Here is a 19,197-nt window from a genome sequence, read left to right as displayed (position 1 = left end):
TGGCTTTATCCCATGACATCGGAATACAACAATGAAAGTACCTGCCCCGAATCTCTGGCCCCTCGCACGCACCAGCCAACGCTGGATGCTTCAGGCAAAACGAAAGGAAGTCATGATTGATGGCCACCGCATGGTCTATCTGGAGCGCGGAACGCCAGCGCCCGACAAACCCACGGTGCTGCTGATCCACGGTTTCGCCGCGATGAAAGAGAACTGGGCATTCTGGTTGCAGAAACTACCCCGGGACTGGCACATATTGGCGCCTGACCTTCCCGGCCTGGGTGAGAGCGACTATCGCTCCGATGCCAGCTACCGTTACGAAGCCCAGGCATTAAGACTGCGCGACTGGCTGTCGAGCTTTCCCTCCGACAATATTCACATCGCCGGCAGCTCCATGGGCGGAGCCATTGCCGCTATTCTCGCTCACCGCATGGAACCCGCACCCCGCTCCGTGACACTGCTCAACAGTGCCGGCATACCGGAACACGCCGACGTGGATATCGATGCGCCGTTCGAATCCGACCGGGACGACATACTGATCCCCAGGGATTGGTCCGGTGTCTATCGCATGTTCAACAGCGTCGGTAATGGCAAGCCAACGGCCATGGGTCTCGCAATGACCGGCCTGCTGGGCCCGGACCTGCTGCAACGCAGTGATGCGCTGCGACATATATTCGACGATATGCTGGCCGATGCGCTGGCACCGGCCCGTTACCTGGGCACGGACACACCACCGCTGCAGGTCCAGTGGGGCGATCGCGATGTCATCACCCCCACCTGTTGCGTGGATTGGTTTCGCACCGTCACGCCGGACGCCGAAATCCACATGTTCCGAGGCGTTGGGCACCTTCCAATGCTGGAAAACCCCGGGCGCTCGGCAGCCACGCTGGCCGATTTCGTTCACCGCCACCAACACTGATTGGCCTGTATGGCCTCTTGACCCGTCACTGAAGTCATGGGGCTGGGCCAGGGTAGCGGTCATAATCGGGTCTAAATGTCGTCCCCTTACATAACAAAAACAGCATAAAACGAGGAAAAACCATGCGCGCCTCAGTATCGACTGTTCAGGATCTGGGCATGCCGGCCATATACCTGCACCTGTTGGCAGAGCTCCTCAACACCATAGGTGTTGATGAAAGGGCCCTCCTGCTGCGTGTCGGTCTCGACCCGGCCCGCCTGAAGTCCACGGACCTGCGAGTCAGCCAGGCCCAGGCCAGTGAATTTGTTACCCGGGCCATCATTGAAAGTGGCGAACCCGGCCTGGGCATCATGCTGGCCAGGGAGTTGAAGTTGCCCTTGCACGGCGCCCTCGGCACTGCCGTCATGAGCAGTCGTTCGCTGGACGAAGCCCTGGAACTGATGACCCGTTATCTGACCCTGCGCGCGCCCCACCTGGAGGTGTCTCGCCGCGAGGAAGGTGACAACGTCCTGTTTAACGTATCCTGCAGCATGGACCTCGGACCTCTGCAAGGTTTCATTATGGATGCCATGCTGTTCGGCTGCGTGTCCATGGGCACACAACTGACCGGCTCACCAGTACCCGGCGCTGCCATACTCCGCCGCGGACCGGAACCGGGCTATTTCCATCGCTTTCGCCAGCACATCCAGGTTCCGGTGCGTTACGAATCCCGGGAGGATGCCTTACTCATCCCCCGCGCCAATCTGAAACTTCCAGTGCGTTTCAGTGATGCCCAGCTTTCCGCATCTTCCCGTGCCAAATGTGAAGAAGCGCTGAAGCAACTGACAGAGGATGCCGGATTTGCCTGCCGGGTACGGCGTGTGATTGAAACCAGTCACCCATTCCCGCCCAAGCTGGCCAGGGTAGCAGCCACTCTGTTCGTTTCTGAACGCACTCTGAAACGACGCTTGCAGGAAGAGAACGCCAGTTTCCAGAACCTCGTGGATCATGTTCGCCTGGAGCGGGCGGGGGAGCTGCTGAAGAACACCGGCATGAACCTTAGCCAGATTGCCGATGTACTGGGCTATGCCGATGCCGCCAACTTCACCCGAGCATTCAAACGCTGGACGGGCACCAGCCCGAGCCACTATCGCAGCCAGGCCCTGCAACCGATCAAACCCCAGGCCTCATCCATGAGAGCCACGGCCTGAATCAGCAACCGTCGGCGTCAGTCGATGCCGACAATCTTGTGCATCTGCAATGTCAGCCGCCACTGGGGATGAGCCAGACAATACTCGGTTGCCTTGCGGGTGTTGCTTTGCTTTAACGGATCGACACCGGTTTCCGGCGCAGATGGGGAGGCCATGGGCGACAGAAAATAATGCTGCGCCTGAATGTGCCCAAACCGTTCGGGCATGGCCTTTGGCTGAGGGTATACCAGTTTCAGTTCATCACACCGCTCAATGACCACAGGCGCATCGGCTTTCGGGCTGACACACAGCCAATCAATGCCCTCAGGCGCCGGCAAGGTACCGTTGGTTTCCACACCGATTTCAAAACCCTGATCATGGAACGCCGCAATTAGGTCGGTGTCCAGTTGCAACAATGGCTCACCCCCGGTGCACACGACATAGGGCCGTCCGGGCGCATCTGGCCACAGGCTGCGAATATGGCTGGCTAACGCGGCCGCAGTAGCGAACGTCCCGCCATTCTGACCATCGGTCCCGACGAAGTCCGTATCGCAAAAATCACAGACAGATCCTGCGCGGTCCTTCTCCCGGCCGGTCCACAAGTTACACTTGCTGAACCGGCAAAACACAGCCGCACGCCCGGCCTGAGCACCTTCCCCCTGCAAGGTATAAAACGCTTCCTTGACTCTGTACATCAGTCAGCGTCCTCGTATGGCAGCGGGTCAACCAGACCATGGGTGGCAAAGGCTTCACGACGTTCCACGCAGGAACCACAGCGGCCACACGCCCTGTCCCGACCGTTATAGCAGGTCCAGGTCTGGCTATAGTCGAGATTCAGCTTCAGCCCTTCCGCCAGAATCGCAGATTTATCCATGGCCATGAACGGGGCCTCAATAGCCACCGGTTCGTAATTGGCCACCCGGCATACTGCGTCCATTTTCTCCACGAACTCCGGGCGACAATCGGGGTAGATGGCGTGATCTCCACCATGGGCCCCATACCAGACCGCACCGGCCCCGGCGGTAACGGCATATCCGGTAGCCAGGGAAAGCAGGATCATGTTGCGATTGGGCACCACCGTCGCCTTCATGGAATCTTCTTCGTAATGCCCCTCCGGAACGTCTACATCGGCGGTGAGCGCCGACCCCGCCATGACCGCTCCCAGGGCGCTAATATCAATCACCTTGTGGGGAATACCGGCCTCCTCGCAGACGTTACGCGCGTACTCCAGCTCGCGGACGTGGCGCTGGCCGTAATCGAAGGACAGGGCATGGACCTGGTGACCGCGGGCGCGGGCCAGGTGCAACAAAGTGAACGAGTCCATACCTCCGGAGTAAATCACAACAACAGTTTCAGACATCAGTGCTTCCCAGTGATATCCCCAACAACCGCTTGGCTGTCATCGGGGTTTTACATTCGATGAGCATATTGTAACAGTGGAATGACACGATGGGTTCGCGTCTGAACAACGGGGCGGGTAAACTCAAATCAAAGCACATCAATAAAAAAATCAGAGAAAATGAACTCCGAGACCAGGCCAGCATTTATCGATTTCGAGGCATCCAGCCTCGACCTTATTGCCAGCTACCCGATTGAAGTGGGTATCTGCCTGCCTGATGGGCAACTGCACAGCTGGCTGATTCGTCCCCATGTACTGTGGCAGGACTGGTCGGAAAGTGCCGAGCGGATACACGGGATTGATCGGGAGACTCTGCAGACAGAGGGCGTTCCGGTCGCTGAAGTGGCAAACGGCCTCAACGAACTGCTCCCTGATCAGGTCTTCTGCGACGCCTGGACGTTCGACAGCTTCTGGCTGCATCGCTTGTTCCGGGTCGCCGGAGTCCAGCCATCTTTTCAACTGGAATCCATATCCATGTTGCTGAACTCGGCGCAGGTCAGGCGCTGGTCCATGCTTCGCCAGGAGGTCATCAACCAGCTGGGACTACCGGTTCACCGAGCCGCCAATGATGCCCTGATCCTCCACAGGACCTGGGAGCTGATCAATCTGGATAGCGGCGAACCGCAATTACTTCCAGACCATCACGCAGGGTGTTCAGGGTCCAGTAGGTAACCAGGGCCATAAGACCCGCTCCTACCACGGTAAATGTGAGGTCATCCCCCACAATCCGTCCTTTAGCCAAGATCAGATACACAACAAGCGCGGCGACAAGGAACATTTCCACAACAACGTGTGAACGGAACTTTTCTCTGGCAGATCCTGATTTGTCAGGCATTTACTTAGGTTTCAACCTCTGAATATCCGTTGAGATGAGTAATTGGTTAGCAAGCGTATTATCGATAAATCAGAGGGAAAGTTCTGGACGAACTAGTGGCTACGGATTAACCACTATTCAAAAAAAAACGCAGCCCGAGGGGCTGCGTCGAAAGGAGAGATCCAAATGGTGTACCACAGTAATAAGATGGCCGACACCAAGGATTGCACAACGTAAAACACGTGACGGGACGAATTATGGGGCGTTTCCAAAAAGCCGTCTGTAAGGGTTTGCCGAAGCACTTTGCCTCTTGCAAACCCGCCGGCAGGCTATACACTGATCTCTGTACCGAAACCGTTAATACCCGGTTGACGAGTGCCCAGTGCACCGCCGGAAAAGAGCGAGAAACCATGCAACACACCATCCGACATTCCATTGCTTACACGGGCACGAGCTGTCACGCCGGCCAGTGTGTTCGCGCTATGGTGAAAGACAGCTAAAGGCTTTCGGTCAGTCCCGGGAGCCTTTCGAGCGACCGGGCCAATCTCTCCGCCAGACCCCGGTTGCGCCAAGGCTCCGGGGTTTTTGTTTTTGCAGCCGCAAAACGACAAGGAGAACATCATGAGAAGACATCCGACAACACGTGCAGCAAACCAGCCAGCCGGCCCCCGCCAGGGCGCGATCAAGCGTCCCGAGAAGCTGCCGCTGCTGGATGCCATCTGCAAGAAACTGAATCAACGCGTCAACCTGGATGACGAACAGCGGGTGCTTGGACTCTACGAGCGAGGCTGGATCTTCAATGGCGTCCTGGGCAACCTGGATGGCGCGGAAGCCCGATACGTGAGGGCACTGGCAACCCGTTACAATTCCTGGATTGCCCGCCAGGTGGCGTGATCCACCGACTCAGGGCCCCGGGCCGGTCAGTGCTGACGGCCCAGGCCCTGCATCATTGCCAGGTCACCGCTGTGAACCATGGCGTAATTATTCACCACGTCGTGTATCTTTTCCTGAGAGTAAGGCTTGACCACATACCCGTTGGCCCCGGCACTGATGGCCTTCTGGATGCTGTCAATGGAGTCATCAGCGGTTACCAGCACGACATGCTGACTTTCCTTCAACCCCTTGAACTCCTTCATCAAATCATGGCCGTTGCCATCCGGCAAACCCAGGTCCAACATAACGATCTGAAACTCAGCGGCATCAAAGGCCGCCCGTGCACTCGCCACATCCCACACAGACTCAACCGCAGTGGCACCAGCCTTGAACAGCATCTGTACCAACCGCTCCCGCATGACGGGCTCGTCTTCAACTACCAACACTCTGAGCTTATTCATCAGTTTTCTCCTAACATTCCCGGGAGCGATTCAGATCGAGTCACCGCCAGAACGGCGCGGAATAGCCAATGGTTCATGACCAGACGACCCGCCGGCCGCACCATGGTTGCCATCCACTCGAACTGCCTCAACGTCATCGGGCTCATCCCGGATCAGTATGTTGCTGATACTGACAGCCGTGGTGTAGAGGGAAATCGCAATGATCAGCAGCACCGGCTGCACAAACGCGACAAATGCCGGCACCTCACTGTCACCAACAATGCTCAGCATCAGGATTATTGCGGGTCCGAGCACCACAAACAGGGTCAATGCAATAAAAAACACGATGCGCTCCTTGAAGCGCCCAAGGTCCCGGTTGCTGACCAGACCCAGAACAAATTTCCCGATCGCCAGTCCCGCGAGAATTGCAGCCGCAATGCTCAGATCCGGACGCATCAGGATATCTTTCAGTTCACCATCCCACAGTCGCTGCATGGTGATGACCAGAAACGGAAACAGGACAAACAGGATATCCGCGTAGGTGCCGTACATCATGCTCAGGGAGTGTTGTTCACTTCGTTGTTGCGTGTCACTCATCATCCGGTTTTCCGTTTTGGTGAATCTCGCCCAATCGTTATCACGTTCGCACTTTCCGGTCCAACAGGGCACTGTCAATCATCTCATCCAGCCTGGCCAGTTCGCTACGAATACGCTCCCAGTCCGGCTCCGTGCTGTTCAGACAAGCGTCCAAAACCCCTGCCTGGGTCGTCATCATCGGGTAGCCCATCGCTCCCGCCGTGCCCTTGATCTGATGAGCTTCCACCTTGAGGTTGCCAGCATCCATTTTCTCCAGGGCAACTGCCATCCGCTGCTGGCGCTCCTTCAATCCGGAAAGGAACTGGACAACCAACTCATCAATACCTCTATCTTCGCCGGTTTCCGGCGAGTTTTCACCCTCTTCTCCGCGGCTACCCAGAATTCGGTCCAGTAACGCCAGCAACTGATCCATGTCGATGGGCTTGTTCAGTGCGTCATCACAGCCAGCGTCCCGCAGAGCCTCAATGTCCTGCTGATCACCGGCGGTAAACGCAACAATCGGTCGCCGAAACCCGGTTTGCCGCAACAGCCGGGTAGCGTCCACCCCATCCAGTCCCGGCATATGAAGGTCCATCAGCACCAGTCGGACAGACTCTGAAAGGGCCACACGTACCGCTTCGTCACCACAGGTGACAGTAATGACCTCCAGCCCCAGACGACGCAGCATGCGTTCGACCAGCCGACGGTTGTCATCACTGTGCTCAGCAACGAGTACCTTCCCCTGATACTGGCTTGACTGTGTCTCCAGGTAACGTGCCAACACCTCATAGAAACGTTGCTTGTCAATCGGCTTGGCAAGATACTCGTTACAACCTGCAGCCAGGTAGTCTGCAATATCTTCCACCATAACATTCGCCGTCAGCGCAATAACCGGCGTGTTAATCCCGGCTTCCCGTAAGGCTGCGGTCGCATCACGGCCATTCATGACAGGCATCTGGATGTCCATGAGAATGACATCAAAGGGCTCCCGGATCGCCATTTCCAGCGCTTCCGCGCCGTTGTTGACATGCACGATGTCTGCCCCGGTGCGGCTGACCAGCAGGGACACCAATCGGCGATTGACGTCGTTGTCTTCTGCACACAGGATACGTCCAGCCAACCGTGGCGCCTCGACCCCGGCCAAACTACGACGCCGTTCGCTGAGTTCCGAATAGGCGCGCAGGAAGTGGGTATCATCCAGAGACCCGGTGGCAATCGATACTTCGAACTGACTCCCCTCTCCGTAGGTGCTGTTGACGGTAATGTCGCCCCCGAGCAGCTCTGCCAATCGCCTTGAGATGCTCAACCCCAACCCGGTGCCACCATACTGACGTGCAATAGCGGCACTGCCCTGGGCAAAGGGGTCAAACAAGCGGTCCAGTTGCTCGGGTTTCATGCCAATACCCGAGTCCACCACCCGGACGACCAGCCGCTCCCGCTGTTGATCGCAACGAACCAGCAGGGAGATAGAGCCTTTTTCGGTGAATTTCAGCGCATTTCCACACAGATTGATAATAATCTGGCGAAATCTCGTGGGATCGGTACGAATGGTTTCCGGCAACGGGAACTCACAGTTAATCTGGAAATCCAATCCTTTTTCCGTGGCCCGGGGCGCGAAAAAGGCGCGAATCTCTTCCAGCAGTTCCGGCAGATTGACGGACACGATATCCACGTCCAGTTTGTTGGCATCAATCTTCGAGTGATCGAGTATATCGTTGACCAGATCCAGCAGGTGGCGACCGCTACGCACAACGGTTTCGGCACTGCTTTGTTTTTCCTTCTCGGGCAGATCCGCGTCCAGCAGGGTTTCACCATAACCGATGATCGCCGCCAGCGGCGTGCGGATTTCATGGCTCATATTGGCAAGGAACTGACTCTTGGCTTCCGCAGAGTTGCGGGCCAACTCCTTGTCCAGCCGTTCTTGCTCCCTTTCCCGTTCAATGCGCTGGCGTTGATGGCGTTCGGTGGCATCGATACAGGTGCCCTCCAGATGCGCCGGCAGGCCATTGTTATCGTATACCGTGTGCAGGGAGATTGTGGCCCAGCGCTCGTCGCCAGCGCGGGTGTAATAACGTGCTTCAATGCCCTTCACCGTCCCCCGGGCTTCCAGTTGCTCCACAACCCGCCGGCGAACCCGGGCATCTGCGAAACAGGTATCCAGAACGTCCGGATTATCGTCGAGCAACTCCCGACTGCTGTTGTAGCCCAACAGTGTCGCCATGGCCGGATTCGCGGTCACGAACCGCCGATCCAGCGACATCTGGAACAAGCCCTCGATCGCATTATCGAACAGGGATTGGTATCGACGCAGGTTTGACAAGGCCCGCTCACTCCAGCCCAACGCCTCCCCCTGGACCTGCTTGATTCGATCCGCCAGTGCAAACGAGAACAGGATAATCTGTGCCGTCAGGCCAATCTGAGGGGCGTACAAAGTAAACATATTCACAGGCATATAGCCCGTCACCGTCAGGGCATAGATACCAATACCCAGTAGCGCGGCGGTCCAGGCGAAAAAATAGGAACGGGCGGCCGGGTTGTAGTACCGCCAGGACAGGTAACTGATCAGAATCATCAGACTACTGAGCACAACGGATGCCAGAACGATCCATTCCATGGCAACGTGGTATGGCAGGAACAGTGACAAGACGAACGTGACAACAACCGAACACAGGCACAGCCGTATCACCTGATCCAGATCCGCCGAACGCTCCCGGGTTTCCAGCAACGACCGCGCCATCAACAGGCCCCAGAACCAGGTCATCAGAATCAGATAATGCAGGTACTCCTTGTTCAGGAACGCCGGTCGCTCGTCAAACAGTTGGGTACCATGGACCTGTTCGGTAGCGATGAACACCGTGGCCGAGATCAGATAGAGAACGTAATAGATGTTGCTCCGTTCCCGGACCGACACAGCGACGAACAGGTTGTAAGCCAGGATGGCGAGAATACTGCCAAGCAGGATACCGCGCACCACTTCCTCTACCGAGACTTTCTCGATGTAGCTGTCCGGATGCCAGAGCGAAATAGGTAAGCGAAACGTATTGGTATTGGTGATTCGCAGGTAGATCCGGGTAGGCACACCTGCCTTCAGCGACAGCCTGAAGGTCGGGTTGGGGACAGCCAGATCCCGGGAGGACCAGTCCCCTTCATAGCCGGCACGACGCTGTTCAACCACCTTACCGTCCTGCACAACGTAGAGCACCACCTCATCCACCAAAGGTAATGCCAACTCCAGGATCCAGTCCGAGTCGGCAGCGCCTGCTCTTGCATGCAGGTCGAACCTGGTCCAGTACGCGGACTCTGTATAGCCAAAATTAAGCACGCCGCCTTCGTGGCGGGTAAAAGGGTGGGCGGCTTCATCAACAACATCGTTGAAACCGAGGCTATGGTCCGGATCCTCCAGAAACCAGACACAGTTACCAAGATCCCGAACGCTGGTGGTGCCGCTGGCGAGTACAATGTCACCGTCCTGGCACTGCTCACTGGCGGTTGCGATGGAGGAGAAACACAGCACCAGCAGGACCGGGATCACTGTGATCAAACGACGGATCAGGCATTGCCGTTGCTGCAAAATGTGATCTCCGCGAGGGTAGATACCTGTTTTATGGTTTATTGTCAGCAGTCGGATTGGGGCAGGGCATTCCCTGCTCCGCAGACAGTCACTTTAGCGCTTAATTACGTTCTTCGCATCCAGGGGCCGACATAAATGAGACATACCTGCTTTTTCGCCGCGACGGCCATGATAACGCTGGGTTTGTCAGGGTGTGGTCCTGACAGCTCCAGTGACGATGGCTACCTGAATCCGGCGTCGGACGTGGATCTGCCCCTGACGACCTTTCGCCTCCGGGACACCGAGGGGCTGGAGCCGGTCTTGCAATACACCGCGTTCCGGGATTTCTACCGCGGCATCGAACCTGTCACTGACGGAGATGATTCCGGCATTGCTCAGGCCCTGCGTGAGCATTTGAATCCGTTCCTTGGCGCCACCCCCAACGAAGAGGGTACCGACTACACCAGTGTGCGAAATCCGCTGGACCTGATCAACGAAGTAATTCGCTCCGGGGCAGTCGACAACTTCAATGAAGGCCGACAGCTTATGCGGGACAGCATCAACAAGGACGAAGCCGCGAGTTACAACACCCCGGCCAATGACGCACTGATCCGCTTTACCGAAAAGAACAGTGACAGCAACGTGTCAGACGCGGACCGTACCTGGATATTCCCCATGCTCGACTGGACCAGCAACCCGAACCTGGGCAAGGTTTTCCGGGCAACTCAGTATGTCGCCAGACAACCCGCCGCAGACGACGAAGGTCCGGCAGAGCTGGCCAGTGCTTCTTGGAGCGGGCGCTACAACGCGGATTCCTTCGGAACCAGCGGATTTAATCAGCCTGAATTTGCCGCCGCAAGCCTGACCGGCCGCACTCGTGGCAATGTGGAACTGCTGCAGGAATTCATTGGTACCCAACGGGACACTATGACACTCACCAGTGCCAGCGGCATTGTCATAAACGGTGAGGAGCCAGACTGCATCCGGGTGGTATTGAGTTATAACGATCAGCGGGTTCAGGTATTCACATCAAAGGACGAGCCGCCAGCAGTGGACGACAATGGGGACCGCGCGGCCAACCCGGCCCATTGTGGTAACCAGCAAAATGGCGAGGAAGCCGCAAGCTATAGCAGCATCGCCATCGCACGCCGTCAGTAACCGTTACCGTCCCGCAGCCCCCAGTTCTTCAGAAAGCCTTTCTTGCGGTCCAGCATCCGCTCATAAGCAGAAATCATGATCGCCGCATGGGGCGCCCTGACCAGACGTAGCGTTTCAATACGATGTTCGAGGCGCTCTACCTCGGACCTGACTTGCTCCCGCACATGGGAGCGGACGCTATCATGGTGGTCCAGCTTGACCACACGCGCATCATCCCGATCCTGCGGAGAGTGAAGATTGTTGTCCATCACGCATCTCTTCCATTGAGTGGTGGTTTTCCGTAACGCACACCAGAAGTTTGCACAACTGTCAGACAAAACTCAATAACAATGAATTTAGTTTCATATTTCCTGCAGACACATGATGGCCTACCTTCGAAACAGACAGGCATTCTCCTGCTATAGTTCCGGGGAACGATAAAGAAACTCACCAACCGGACGAGCGCCCTCCATGAGCCAGACTTCCGTTGCCGACACCCTCAGGGAATATCTCTCGTTACTTGAACTTCTGGACGACGCGTACTGGGAAGCCAGCAACATCCAGCACAAGGACATGCTGTATGACATCATCAGCATATTCAGCCAGGAAGTGGCGGAGATCAACAAGCTCAGCGTTATGGACCACCATTATCCGTACGAAGTCATCACCGAAGGCATACGCCGGGTAGTGCCCAAGCTCGAAAGACTGGATGAGTACCGGGAAGACGTAATCCAGCGAACCCAGACACTGACCGACTTCCGCGACATCCTGTCGTCAGTGCTGGGGATACTGGAAGAGCAGTTACGCACGCTCTGAACCGTCTCAGGCCGCGATCAGTGGCCGCTGGTCTTCGGGAATCAACGGAAAACGGTCACACACGGTATAGACAAATTTCGCCAGCGCGGGCAGGTGGTGGCCGACAATGGGGATGCCTGTGTTCAAGAGGCTGACAGAAATATCCCGCCCCGCATCGGCCCAGCACAGTTTGTTAATCAGACCAATGTGACCAAACGCGTAACGGCTTTGCTGTCCCCACAATCCAAACGGGTTGCCGCCCAGCATCATACCGGCGCTGAACCGCATGGGAATCATCATGGTGCGATCAATCTGCAGGGAGCCGAACTGCTGGATGGAACGGCGAATCGTCATCTCGCTGCAAATGCGCTTTCCGTTCCAGACGCCTCCATTCAACATCATCTGGAAGAAACGCCCCATTTCCTCGGCGGTGCCACAGAGATTCCCGGCCGGAATCACCGCCTCCTGGAAGCGGGGATCATTGACGGCCTGCTCAATGGTCTGAATGTCGCCGCCCAGAGCCCTGCTCACAATCCAGGACACAGGAAACCTCGGCGTCGGGCCAGTTGCATAGTTGGTGGCCAGTTCGTTGACTTTATCCGCTGAAATTCCGTAAGTGAACCAGCGCATGCCCATGGGCTGGCGCAAGTGGCGGTCCAGGAAATTCTCAATCGTGTCGCCAGTGACTTTTTCCAGCACGCGCTGCAACACAAACCCACCGGTAATGGCATGATAGGCCACTTTTGATCCATCGACTTCCACCGGTTTGGCATCGCACAGAATCCTCCAGATTTCGTCCCGGTCCCACAGTGCATCGATGGGGGTTTCTCTGGGAATAGCAGGTATCCCGCCGCGATGGGAGAGTATCTGGTGCACGGTGATGGTTCGCTTACCATTGGCGGCAAACTCCGGGCAATAATAGGAGACCGGATCCATCAGGTTCACCAATCCCTGCTCCGAAAGCATATGCATTAACAACGCCGTCACCGCTTTGGAGGCCGAGAAATAGCAGATAGGTGTGTCTGTGGTCATTGGCACCTTGACGGCGCCAGCCGGATCATGAGGGCCGTTCCCGGAAGCATGCCCGATAGCACGGTGCAATATCTGCTCACCACGGTGGCGCACCGACAACTGGAGACCGGGGTGAACGCCGGTTCGGTACAATCGCTCTGCGCTCGCCCAGATGTCCTCCACTAGCTGGGAATCCACGCCGACAGCGTCCGGATTTTCCCCATTGGTATCCCGGTAGGTAATCGCGGCCAGGTCCTTGGGCACCTGGCAGGTATGCAGTGCACGACGGGCAATTCGATTCATCAGTACGCCTTGGGTTCAGGTTGCTGTTTTAGGGAGCCTCTGAATAACTCCTGGATCGCCTCTGGCTTTCAGAGCGATTCACAATCAAGGCGCGACTTTGCAGTAATGTCTGGACCTTGCAAAAAGTCGCAACGCGGAGTGTGAATTGCTCTGAAAGCCCCGAAGGGCGCGCTCTGAAGGCTGCATCTGCGGTGTTGCAACTCTTGCCAAGGACTACGGCCATTGGCGGCGAGCTGCGCCTTGCATCTACAGCCTTCAGATCGCGCAGAGGCGATTCAGGAGTTGTTCAGAGGCTCCTTAGTTTCATGATCAACGCTGATCCCAGCCGGAGCATTGGCCGGAGGGCCGGTAGCCAGAATGTCACTCTGTCCACCGCAACGGTCAGGAGTTCTGCGCCTCAGCCGGTGCCGACGCCATAACCACGCAATTACGACCGAACTGCTTGGCCCGGTACATTGCTTTGTCGGCAGCCGCACATAACGCTTCCGGACTCCTGCCATGTTGTGGAAACACCGCGATACCAATGCTGATGGTTAACGGGACGGTTTCACCGGTATCCAGAGGTATCGGGGTCTCATGGACCCTTTGGCGCAGACGCTCCGCAGCCTCTCGGGCCTCTTCTACACCCATTTCCGGCAACAGGATCACGAATTCCTCACCGCCAAAACGCCCCACGGAATCCACAGTGCGTATACCATCAACAAGAAGGTGGCTAACATTCCTCAATACGGCATCACCGGCCGCATGACCGAAGCTGTCGTTGATCTCTTTGAAGTGATCGAAATCAATCCATAAAAAGGCCACTTCCCGGCCATAGCGGGTGGCACGGGCGACCTCCTCTTCCAGCAAGTGGGTCATTTCGCGACGGTTATTCAGTCCAGTCAGCGGATCGTTAGTTGCCAGCTCAGACAATTCTTCTTCAAGCGCCTTGCGATCGGAGATGTCGAGGACGATACCTTCAAGCACCAGATCTCCATCATCATCAATGCAGCGGCCACGCTCCCAGACCCAGATTGTCTGACCATCCTTGCGTCTGAGCGCATATTCGATGGAAAAAGGTTCGTCCTTGGCCACTGAAGCTTCCACTGCACGGCTCACTTCGTCGGTGGATTCGGGATCAATCAGGCTGGCGTAGCTGGCGACCCGATTGTCCACCAGTTCGTCCGGTGCATATCCGGTCAGAACCTGACAGCCCTCGGAGGCAAAGAGCACGGTCCAGTGTTCGTCAAACCGACAGCGGTAGGCCATACCCGGCAGGTTGCCCATCAACACCGCCAGTTGCCGTTCTTGCTGACGTAACGCTTCGCGCTGATCCTGTTGCAGCTTGATCAGATTGCAGTCTTTCCGGAATTGCGCCAGCAATACGGCAAACAACACACCCCCCGTTACCAGCACAAACAAGAGCCCCTTCCAGGTCTGAACACGGCTAAGCATCCGGGTGTCTGAAATCCAGGCTTCTGCAACGGCGTCTGAAAAGGTAATCCATAGCCAACCCGCACAGAGGTATATCACCACAATTACGACTGATCGCTGCAGTGGCGTATGCCGTTTCTTGAGATCCCTCATGAGTTGCCATCCTGGTAGTCCGTTGTAATTGGCGAGCACTTCCCTTGACCCGACCGATAGCCTGATACCTTTTGAAAATAGTCATATTCGGCCAGTTCGTCGAACGCTGTTATGGCGCCATCACCTCCAGGCCATGGAACAACACCGATCGCCAGGAGAAAATCGCCTGCGGAAAATGCCTGTGCATTCCCATACAAACTCACCTACAGTTGTTAGCTATAGATAGTAGGTCCGCTCACCGGAACACCCCCTGGTTCCAGCCTGGATATGAGGTAAGCCTTGTCTCTGAACCTGCCTGTCACTCTGTCTGTTATTGCTTCCATCATCGCTGCAGTATTCGCGATGCTGTGGTGGATCAGTTGCAGGGAGAAGCATCGCCTCAACCAGTTAATACAGGACCAGCACTCCGCCATAGAGGCCATCACCCGACAAACACCACTGGAGGACAAGCTCAATGGTATCTGCCATCTGATCGAACACCAGGTATCCGGCGCTCTGTGCACCGTGATGCTTGCTGATATTCCTCTCGAGAATTTGTCGGCAGAGGCTGCGCCCAGTTTCCCTGCGGAGTTTCGTCAAGCCCTGCGGGCCTTACCCATTGAAGACAACTCCGCCGCGTGTGGCACCGCGGCCTACCGCCGCCAGCCGGTGATCGTGCCGGACATGCGCCAGGATGATCGGTTCTCGCCTTATACGGACCTGATCACCCAATACAATCTCGTAGCCTGCTGGTCTTTTCCCATTATTGCCGCCAACGATGATCTTCTTGGTACGTTTGCAATTTATTTCCATGACCAGCGGACCCCAAGCCAACGGCAGTTCCGCCTGATTGAACGCACGCGGCACATAGTCAGCCTGGTATTGGAAAACCACCATCAGAGAATTCTCAGAGAACACAATGAACAACACTTCCGTTCACTGTTCACCCATAACCCGGATGCAGTATTCACCCTCGACCTTGAAGGGAAGTTCATTCAGTTCAACCAGGCCGGCACCGAACTGGTGCACTACTCCGAAGCGGAAATCCTTGGGCAGCATTACGAAAAGCTGGTTTCTCCCGAGGACATTGAGCGCACGCGCCGGCATTTTGAAGGCGCCATGTCCGGAGAACCACAGCGTTACGAGATCAAGGTATTCCAACGCTCCGGGGATTTGCTTGATATCGATATTACCAACATGCCCATTGTTGTTGACGGCAAAGTGACCGGGATTCACGGGGTTGCCAAAGACCGCACCGAACAGAGACGGACAGAAGCCCGCCTGAAATTGCTGGAACGCGGGGTAGAAGCATCGGCCAATGGCATAACCATCGCCGATGCCAGCCTGCCGGGGTTTCCTCTCATTTATGTAAACCCTGCATTTGAACATATCACCGGATACGCCCGTGATGAAATCCTGGGACGCAGCTGCAGCCTGCTGCAGGGAGCAGCTACCGGTGAATCGGCAAAGCGCCGGATTCGGCGAAGGCTATCCGAATTCCGGGAGGTACATACGTCCATCCTGAACTACCGTAAGGACGGCTCGACATTCTGGAACGATTTGTACATTGCCCCGGTGCGCAATAACCGCCAGGAAGTCACCCACTTTGTCGGGGTTCAGAACGATATCAGTGCACGGGTAAAACAAGAGGAAGTTCTGGCCTTTCAGGCCAGCCACGATTCCCTGACCGGATTACCAAACCGGGTTTATCTTGAGGCACACTTGGCAGACATCTGCCGGCACGCCCTTGGCAAGGGCCACTCTATTTATGTCATGTTTATCGATCTGGACGGATTCAAGCCGGTCAATGACAGTCTCGGACATTATTTCGGGGACCAGATCCTGGAGCAAACGGCCCACCGTCTTGCCGATGCGGTACCAGCCGACGCCACACTGACTCGCTTTGGTGGTGACGAATTCGTTGCCCTGGTGCCAGCACCGGGTGACAACCATCACCTGAACAGGGTTGCCGAGACGATGCTGGCGCAGTTCGTCCAGCCGTTCTGTCATGACGGAGTGGAAGTCACCTTGTCAGCTGCCATCGGTATTGCCGTCAGCAATGAAAAACTGGCCAATGCCATGGTGCTGATTCAGCAGGCCGATATGGCCATGTATCAGGCCAAAAGACTGGGAGGTAATACCTGGCACTGGTTCAATGATGGCCTGAACAAACATGCCCTGCACGAAGTATCACTGCGGCAGCAAATTCACGAAGCCCTGAACCTGAAACAGTTTCAACTGTTCTATCAACCGATGTTTGGCAACGATCTCGATATTATCGGGGTGGAAGCGCTCATTCGGTGGAAACATCCTACCCGGGGCTACATCTCACCTGCCGAGTACATTCCGGTCGCAGAGCGTACCGGGCAAATCATCCCCATCAGCGAATGGGTTATGGAGGAAGCTGCAACCATGGTTGCAGGACTGACAGAGATAGGCGTTCCGACCATCTCCATTAACCTCTCACCATTGCAGTTTCATCGTCATCGATTGGTGGAGCGAATAACCAGCCTGCTGGATGGGTACCAGATCCAGGCTGGAAAGCTGTGCGTCGAGATCACCGAAAATGTTTTTCTGGACGATCCCCAGGAAGCCATCAAACAACTCCGTGAGTTGCAGAACCTCGGAGTAGTAGTGGCGATTGACGATTTTGGTACGGGATTTTCAAGTCTGAGCTATATGCGGGATATGCCGGTCGACCGGATAAAAATCGATCGAACCTTCATCAACGGCATCACTGCCAGTCAGCGTGACGCTGCGATTACCCGAGGCACCCTGTCCATGGCCCACGAACTGGGCATGGACGTTGTCGCTGAAGGTGTGGAAACGGAGGAACAATTTAACCTCCTCAAATCCTTCGGCTGTACCAGTTATCAGGGGTTCTGGTATTCCCGGCCACTGTCATGGGATGATTTACAGAATTTCACCCGTTCACGGAATAGCGGAGCCCGACTCAAAGTATGACACCCGGTATCAACGCTGCAAAAAAAGCGAAAGTGAATCACCGGATTCACGAATACCAGCATGATCCCGCCAGCGAATCGTTCGGTACCGAGGCGGCGGAGAAGATGGGGGTAGACCCGGTCAGAGTATTCAAAACCCTTGTAGTCGCCATTGATGGCAAAGACCTAGCGGTCGGCGTCGTACCCGTCACGTCCCAGCTGAGCTTGAAACTGGTTGCCAAAGCAGCTGGAGGGAAAAAAGCGGTCATGGCCGACAAACAGGATGTACAACGCAGTACCGGGTACGTGCTCGGCGGCGTCAGCCCTCTGGGCCAGAAAAAACGCCTGAAAACCTTCATTGACGACTCCGCCCGGAGTTTCGACACCCTCTACGTCAGCGCCGGTCGCCGGGGCCTGGAAATTGAGCTCGCACCTCAAGATCTGGCGCAGTTGACCGGAGGCGTATTTACGCCGCTGCATCAGGACTGAACAGTGACTAACGCCACTGACCTGCTACTGATCGGCGGTACCCTGCTTTTAGCGGTTGCCGCTCATGGTGTCGGCCAACGGATCCATATCCCCCGAGTCACCCTGTTGTTATTACTCGGCGCACTCGCCGGGCCCGAATTGCTGGATCTTTTGCCCCCGGATGCCGATGAACATTTCGGTTTCATTACCCAGCTCACTCTGGCGATGGTCGGCTTCCTTCTGGGTGAGCGGATGTACGTGAAAGATCTGAAGGACGGCCGGGAAGCCCTGATTGTCAGCCTCGTGGTAACGCTTGTCACGGCTGCCTTCGTTGCCGGCGCAGTCTGGCTGGTGACGTCCAACCTGCCAGCGTCCCTGCTGCTGGGCGCCGTTGCGACGGCCACCGCACCCGCCGCCACGCTTGATGTGCTGCGGGAGGCCGGCGCCAATGGTCCACTGACCCGGCTGATATATCAGGTCGTTGCCATTGATGATGCATGGGGCGTTATTCTGTTCAGTGTCTGCCTGGTAAGCGCAGAGCTGTTAATGGGAAATGGCGGTACCGGTCTCGGCAGCCTGGGTACCGGCATCGTGGAAGTCGGCGGTTCCCTGGTTCTCGGTACCATCCTGGGACTGCCGATGGCATGGTTAACCGGGCGCATAAGACCGGGCGAGCCGATGCTGCTGGAATCCGCTGGTTTTGTTTTTTTGGCAGCAGGCATTGCCGGACTGCTGGGACTTTCCTATCTCCTGACCTGCATGACTCTGGGGGTCGTCGTTGCCAACCAGGCACGCCACCACGTCCGGCCATTTCGCTCGATCGACGGAATTTCAGAACCGTTCCTGGCGCTGTTCTTCTTCATGGCGGGTTATCAGCTGGAATGGTCGATGTTACCAGCACTGGGTGCGCTCGGTGTTGCGTACGTCGGTGCCCGAATCGCCGGGAGACTGGCAGGCGGACAGATTGGTGGCTACCTGGCAGGATCCGCCCCCCATAACCGTCGACGTATCGGTGCATGCCTGATGCCTCAGGCCGGCGTTGCGCTGGGCCTCGCCCTTGTCGCAACCGACCGATTGCCAGAGCTGACCTACATACTGCCGCTGGTGATTGGAGCGACGGTTATTTTTGAATTGGTCGGGCCACCCCTGACCCTGATCGAGCTCCGCCACGCCGGGGAAACCGGCAAAGGTTATGAAGAATCCGTGGATGACGACTAGTCGTCCCAAATACGAAAAAACCGGAGAACCCTCGCGGG

Annotated in this window: 17 protein-coding genes; 9 read left to right on the top strand and 8 right to left on the bottom strand. The window is 56.4% G+C overall.

Annotation, left to right across the window (positions count from 1 at the left end):
- Window positions 1-31: 31 nt before the first annotated feature.
- Together MARLIPOL_RS11185 and MARLIPOL_RS11180 are read left to right on the top strand one after the other, a co-directional pair.
- Window positions 32-919 (top strand): alpha/beta fold hydrolase, encoded by an 888-nt coding sequence (locus tag MARLIPOL_RS11185; protein WP_012138223.1) that lies wholly within the window; start codon window positions 32-34, stop codon window positions 917-919.
- A 122-nt stretch (window positions 920-1,041) separates the two neighbouring features.
- Complete coding sequence (locus MARLIPOL_RS11180) at window positions 1,042-2,109, top strand: AraC family transcriptional regulator (RefSeq protein ID WP_012138222.1); 1,068 nt, start codon at window positions 1,042-1,044, stop codon at window positions 2,107-2,109.
- Window positions 2,110-2,126: 17 nt separating this feature from the next.
- On the opposite strand, the gene queE is transcribed toward MARLIPOL_RS11180, so the two are convergent.
- Together queE and queC are read right to left on the bottom strand one after the other, a co-directional pair.
- A complete protein-coding gene (queE, locus tag MARLIPOL_RS11175) occupies window positions 2,127-2,783 on the bottom strand; it encodes a 7-carboxy-7-deazaguanine synthase (RefSeq protein WP_012138221.1) in 657 nt (218 codons plus the stop codon).
- Complete coding sequence (gene queC, locus MARLIPOL_RS11170) at window positions 2,783-3,448, bottom strand: 7-cyano-7-deazaguanine synthase QueC (RefSeq protein ID WP_012138220.1); 666 nt, start codon at window positions 3,446-3,448, stop codon at window positions 2,783-2,785. Before queC ends, queE begins: the two co-directional genes overlap by 1 nt.
- A gap of 159 nt (window positions 3,449-3,607) precedes the next feature.
- Between queC and MARLIPOL_RS11165 the strand changes: the two genes are divergently transcribed.
- Complete coding sequence (locus MARLIPOL_RS11165) at window positions 3,608-4,159, top strand: 3'-5' exonuclease (RefSeq protein WP_012138219.1); 552 nt, start codon at window positions 3,608-3,610, stop codon at window positions 4,157-4,159.
- A 763-nt stretch (window positions 4,160-4,922) separates the two neighbouring features.
- Window positions 4,923-5,195: a hypothetical protein gene (locus MARLIPOL_RS11160; protein ID WP_012138217.1), complete on the top strand. Its 273-nt coding sequence runs from the start codon at window positions 4,923-4,925 to the stop codon at window positions 5,193-5,195.
- Window positions 5,196-5,221: 26 nt separating this feature from the next.
- On the opposite strand, the gene MARLIPOL_RS11155 is transcribed toward MARLIPOL_RS11160, so the two are convergent.
- Genes MARLIPOL_RS11155 through MARLIPOL_RS11145 form a run of 3 tightly spaced genes read right to left on the bottom strand, consistent with a single transcriptional unit; the run spans window position 5,222 to window position 9,761 of the window.
- Window positions 5,222-5,635, bottom strand: coding sequence for a response regulator (locus MARLIPOL_RS11155; protein WP_012138216.1), 414 nt, complete (start codon window positions 5,633-5,635; stop codon window positions 5,222-5,224).
- A 30-nt stretch (window positions 5,636-5,665) separates the two neighbouring features.
- Window positions 5,666-6,211, bottom strand: a complete 546-nt coding sequence (locus tag MARLIPOL_RS11150; RefSeq protein WP_036191460.1) for a hypothetical protein — start codon at window positions 6,209-6,211, stop codon at window positions 5,666-5,668.
- Window positions 6,212-6,251: 40 nt separating this feature from the next.
- Window positions 6,252-9,761, bottom strand: a complete 3,510-nt coding sequence (locus MARLIPOL_RS11145; protein WP_012138214.1) for a response regulator — start codon at window positions 9,759-9,761, stop codon at window positions 6,252-6,254.
- Between the two features lie 135 nt (window positions 9,762-9,896).
- Here MARLIPOL_RS11145 and MARLIPOL_RS11140 point away from each other — a divergent pair, with 135 nt between their 5' ends.
- A complete protein-coding gene (locus MARLIPOL_RS11140; RefSeq protein ID WP_012138213.1) occupies window positions 9,897-10,898 on the top strand; it encodes a hypothetical protein in 1,002 nt (333 codons plus the stop codon).
- Here the strand turns inward: MARLIPOL_RS11140 and MARLIPOL_RS11135 are convergent.
- Complete coding sequence (locus MARLIPOL_RS11135) at window positions 10,892-11,146, bottom strand: hypothetical protein (RefSeq protein WP_012138212.1); 255 nt, start codon at window positions 11,144-11,146, stop codon at window positions 10,892-10,894. The genes MARLIPOL_RS11140 and MARLIPOL_RS11135 overlap by 7 nt on opposite strands.
- Before the next feature lie 202 nt (window positions 11,147-11,348).
- Between MARLIPOL_RS11135 and MARLIPOL_RS11130 the strand changes: the two genes are divergently transcribed.
- Entirely contained in the window at window positions 11,349-11,693 is a 345-nt protein-coding gene (locus MARLIPOL_RS11130) for a hypothetical protein (RefSeq protein WP_012138211.1), read from the top strand.
- Between the two features lie 6 nt (window positions 11,694-11,699).
- Here the strand turns inward: MARLIPOL_RS11130 and MARLIPOL_RS11125 are convergent, their stop codons facing one another.
- Window positions 11,700-12,986 (bottom strand): serine hydrolase domain-containing protein, encoded by a 1,287-nt coding sequence (locus tag MARLIPOL_RS11125; protein ID WP_012138210.1) that lies wholly within the window; start codon window positions 12,984-12,986, stop codon window positions 11,700-11,702.
- 381 nt (window positions 12,987-13,367) lie between these two features.
- Complete coding sequence (locus MARLIPOL_RS11120) at window positions 13,368-14,552, bottom strand: sensor domain-containing diguanylate cyclase (RefSeq protein WP_012138209.1); 1,185 nt, start codon at window positions 14,550-14,552, stop codon at window positions 13,368-13,370.
- A 279-nt stretch (window positions 14,553-14,831) separates the two neighbouring features.
- Between MARLIPOL_RS11120 and MARLIPOL_RS11115 the strand changes: the two genes are divergently transcribed.
- The 3 genes from MARLIPOL_RS11115 to MARLIPOL_RS11105 are packed head-to-tail and all read left to right on the top strand — an operon-like array spanning window position 14,832 to window position 19,159.
- Window positions 14,832-17,495, top strand: coding sequence for an EAL domain-containing protein (locus MARLIPOL_RS11115; protein ID WP_012138208.1), 2,664 nt, complete (start codon window positions 14,832-14,834; stop codon window positions 17,493-17,495).
- Window positions 17,492-17,962 carry a Cys-tRNA(Pro) deacylase gene (gene ybaK / locus MARLIPOL_RS11110; RefSeq protein WP_012138206.1) on the top strand — a complete coding sequence of 157 codons (471 nt, stop codon included), beginning with the start codon at window positions 17,492-17,494 and terminating at the stop codon, window positions 17,960-17,962. The genes MARLIPOL_RS11115 and ybaK overlap by 4 nt, the downstream gene beginning before the upstream one ends.
- Window positions 17,963-17,965: 3 nt before the next feature.
- Complete coding sequence (locus MARLIPOL_RS11105; protein WP_012138205.1) at window positions 17,966-19,159, top strand: cation:proton antiporter; 1,194 nt, start codon at window positions 17,966-17,968, stop codon at window positions 19,157-19,159.
- The last annotated feature ends 38 nt before the right edge of the window (window positions 19,160-19,197 follow it).

Source organism: Marinobacter lipolyticus SM19, from assembly GCF_000397065.2.
Classification (GTDB): domain Bacteria; phylum Pseudomonadota; class Gammaproteobacteria; order Pseudomonadales; family Oleiphilaceae; genus Marinobacter; species Marinobacter lipolyticus.
Note: the sequence above shows the minus strand (reverse complement) of the source record. Positions and strands in the feature narration are given on the sequence as shown.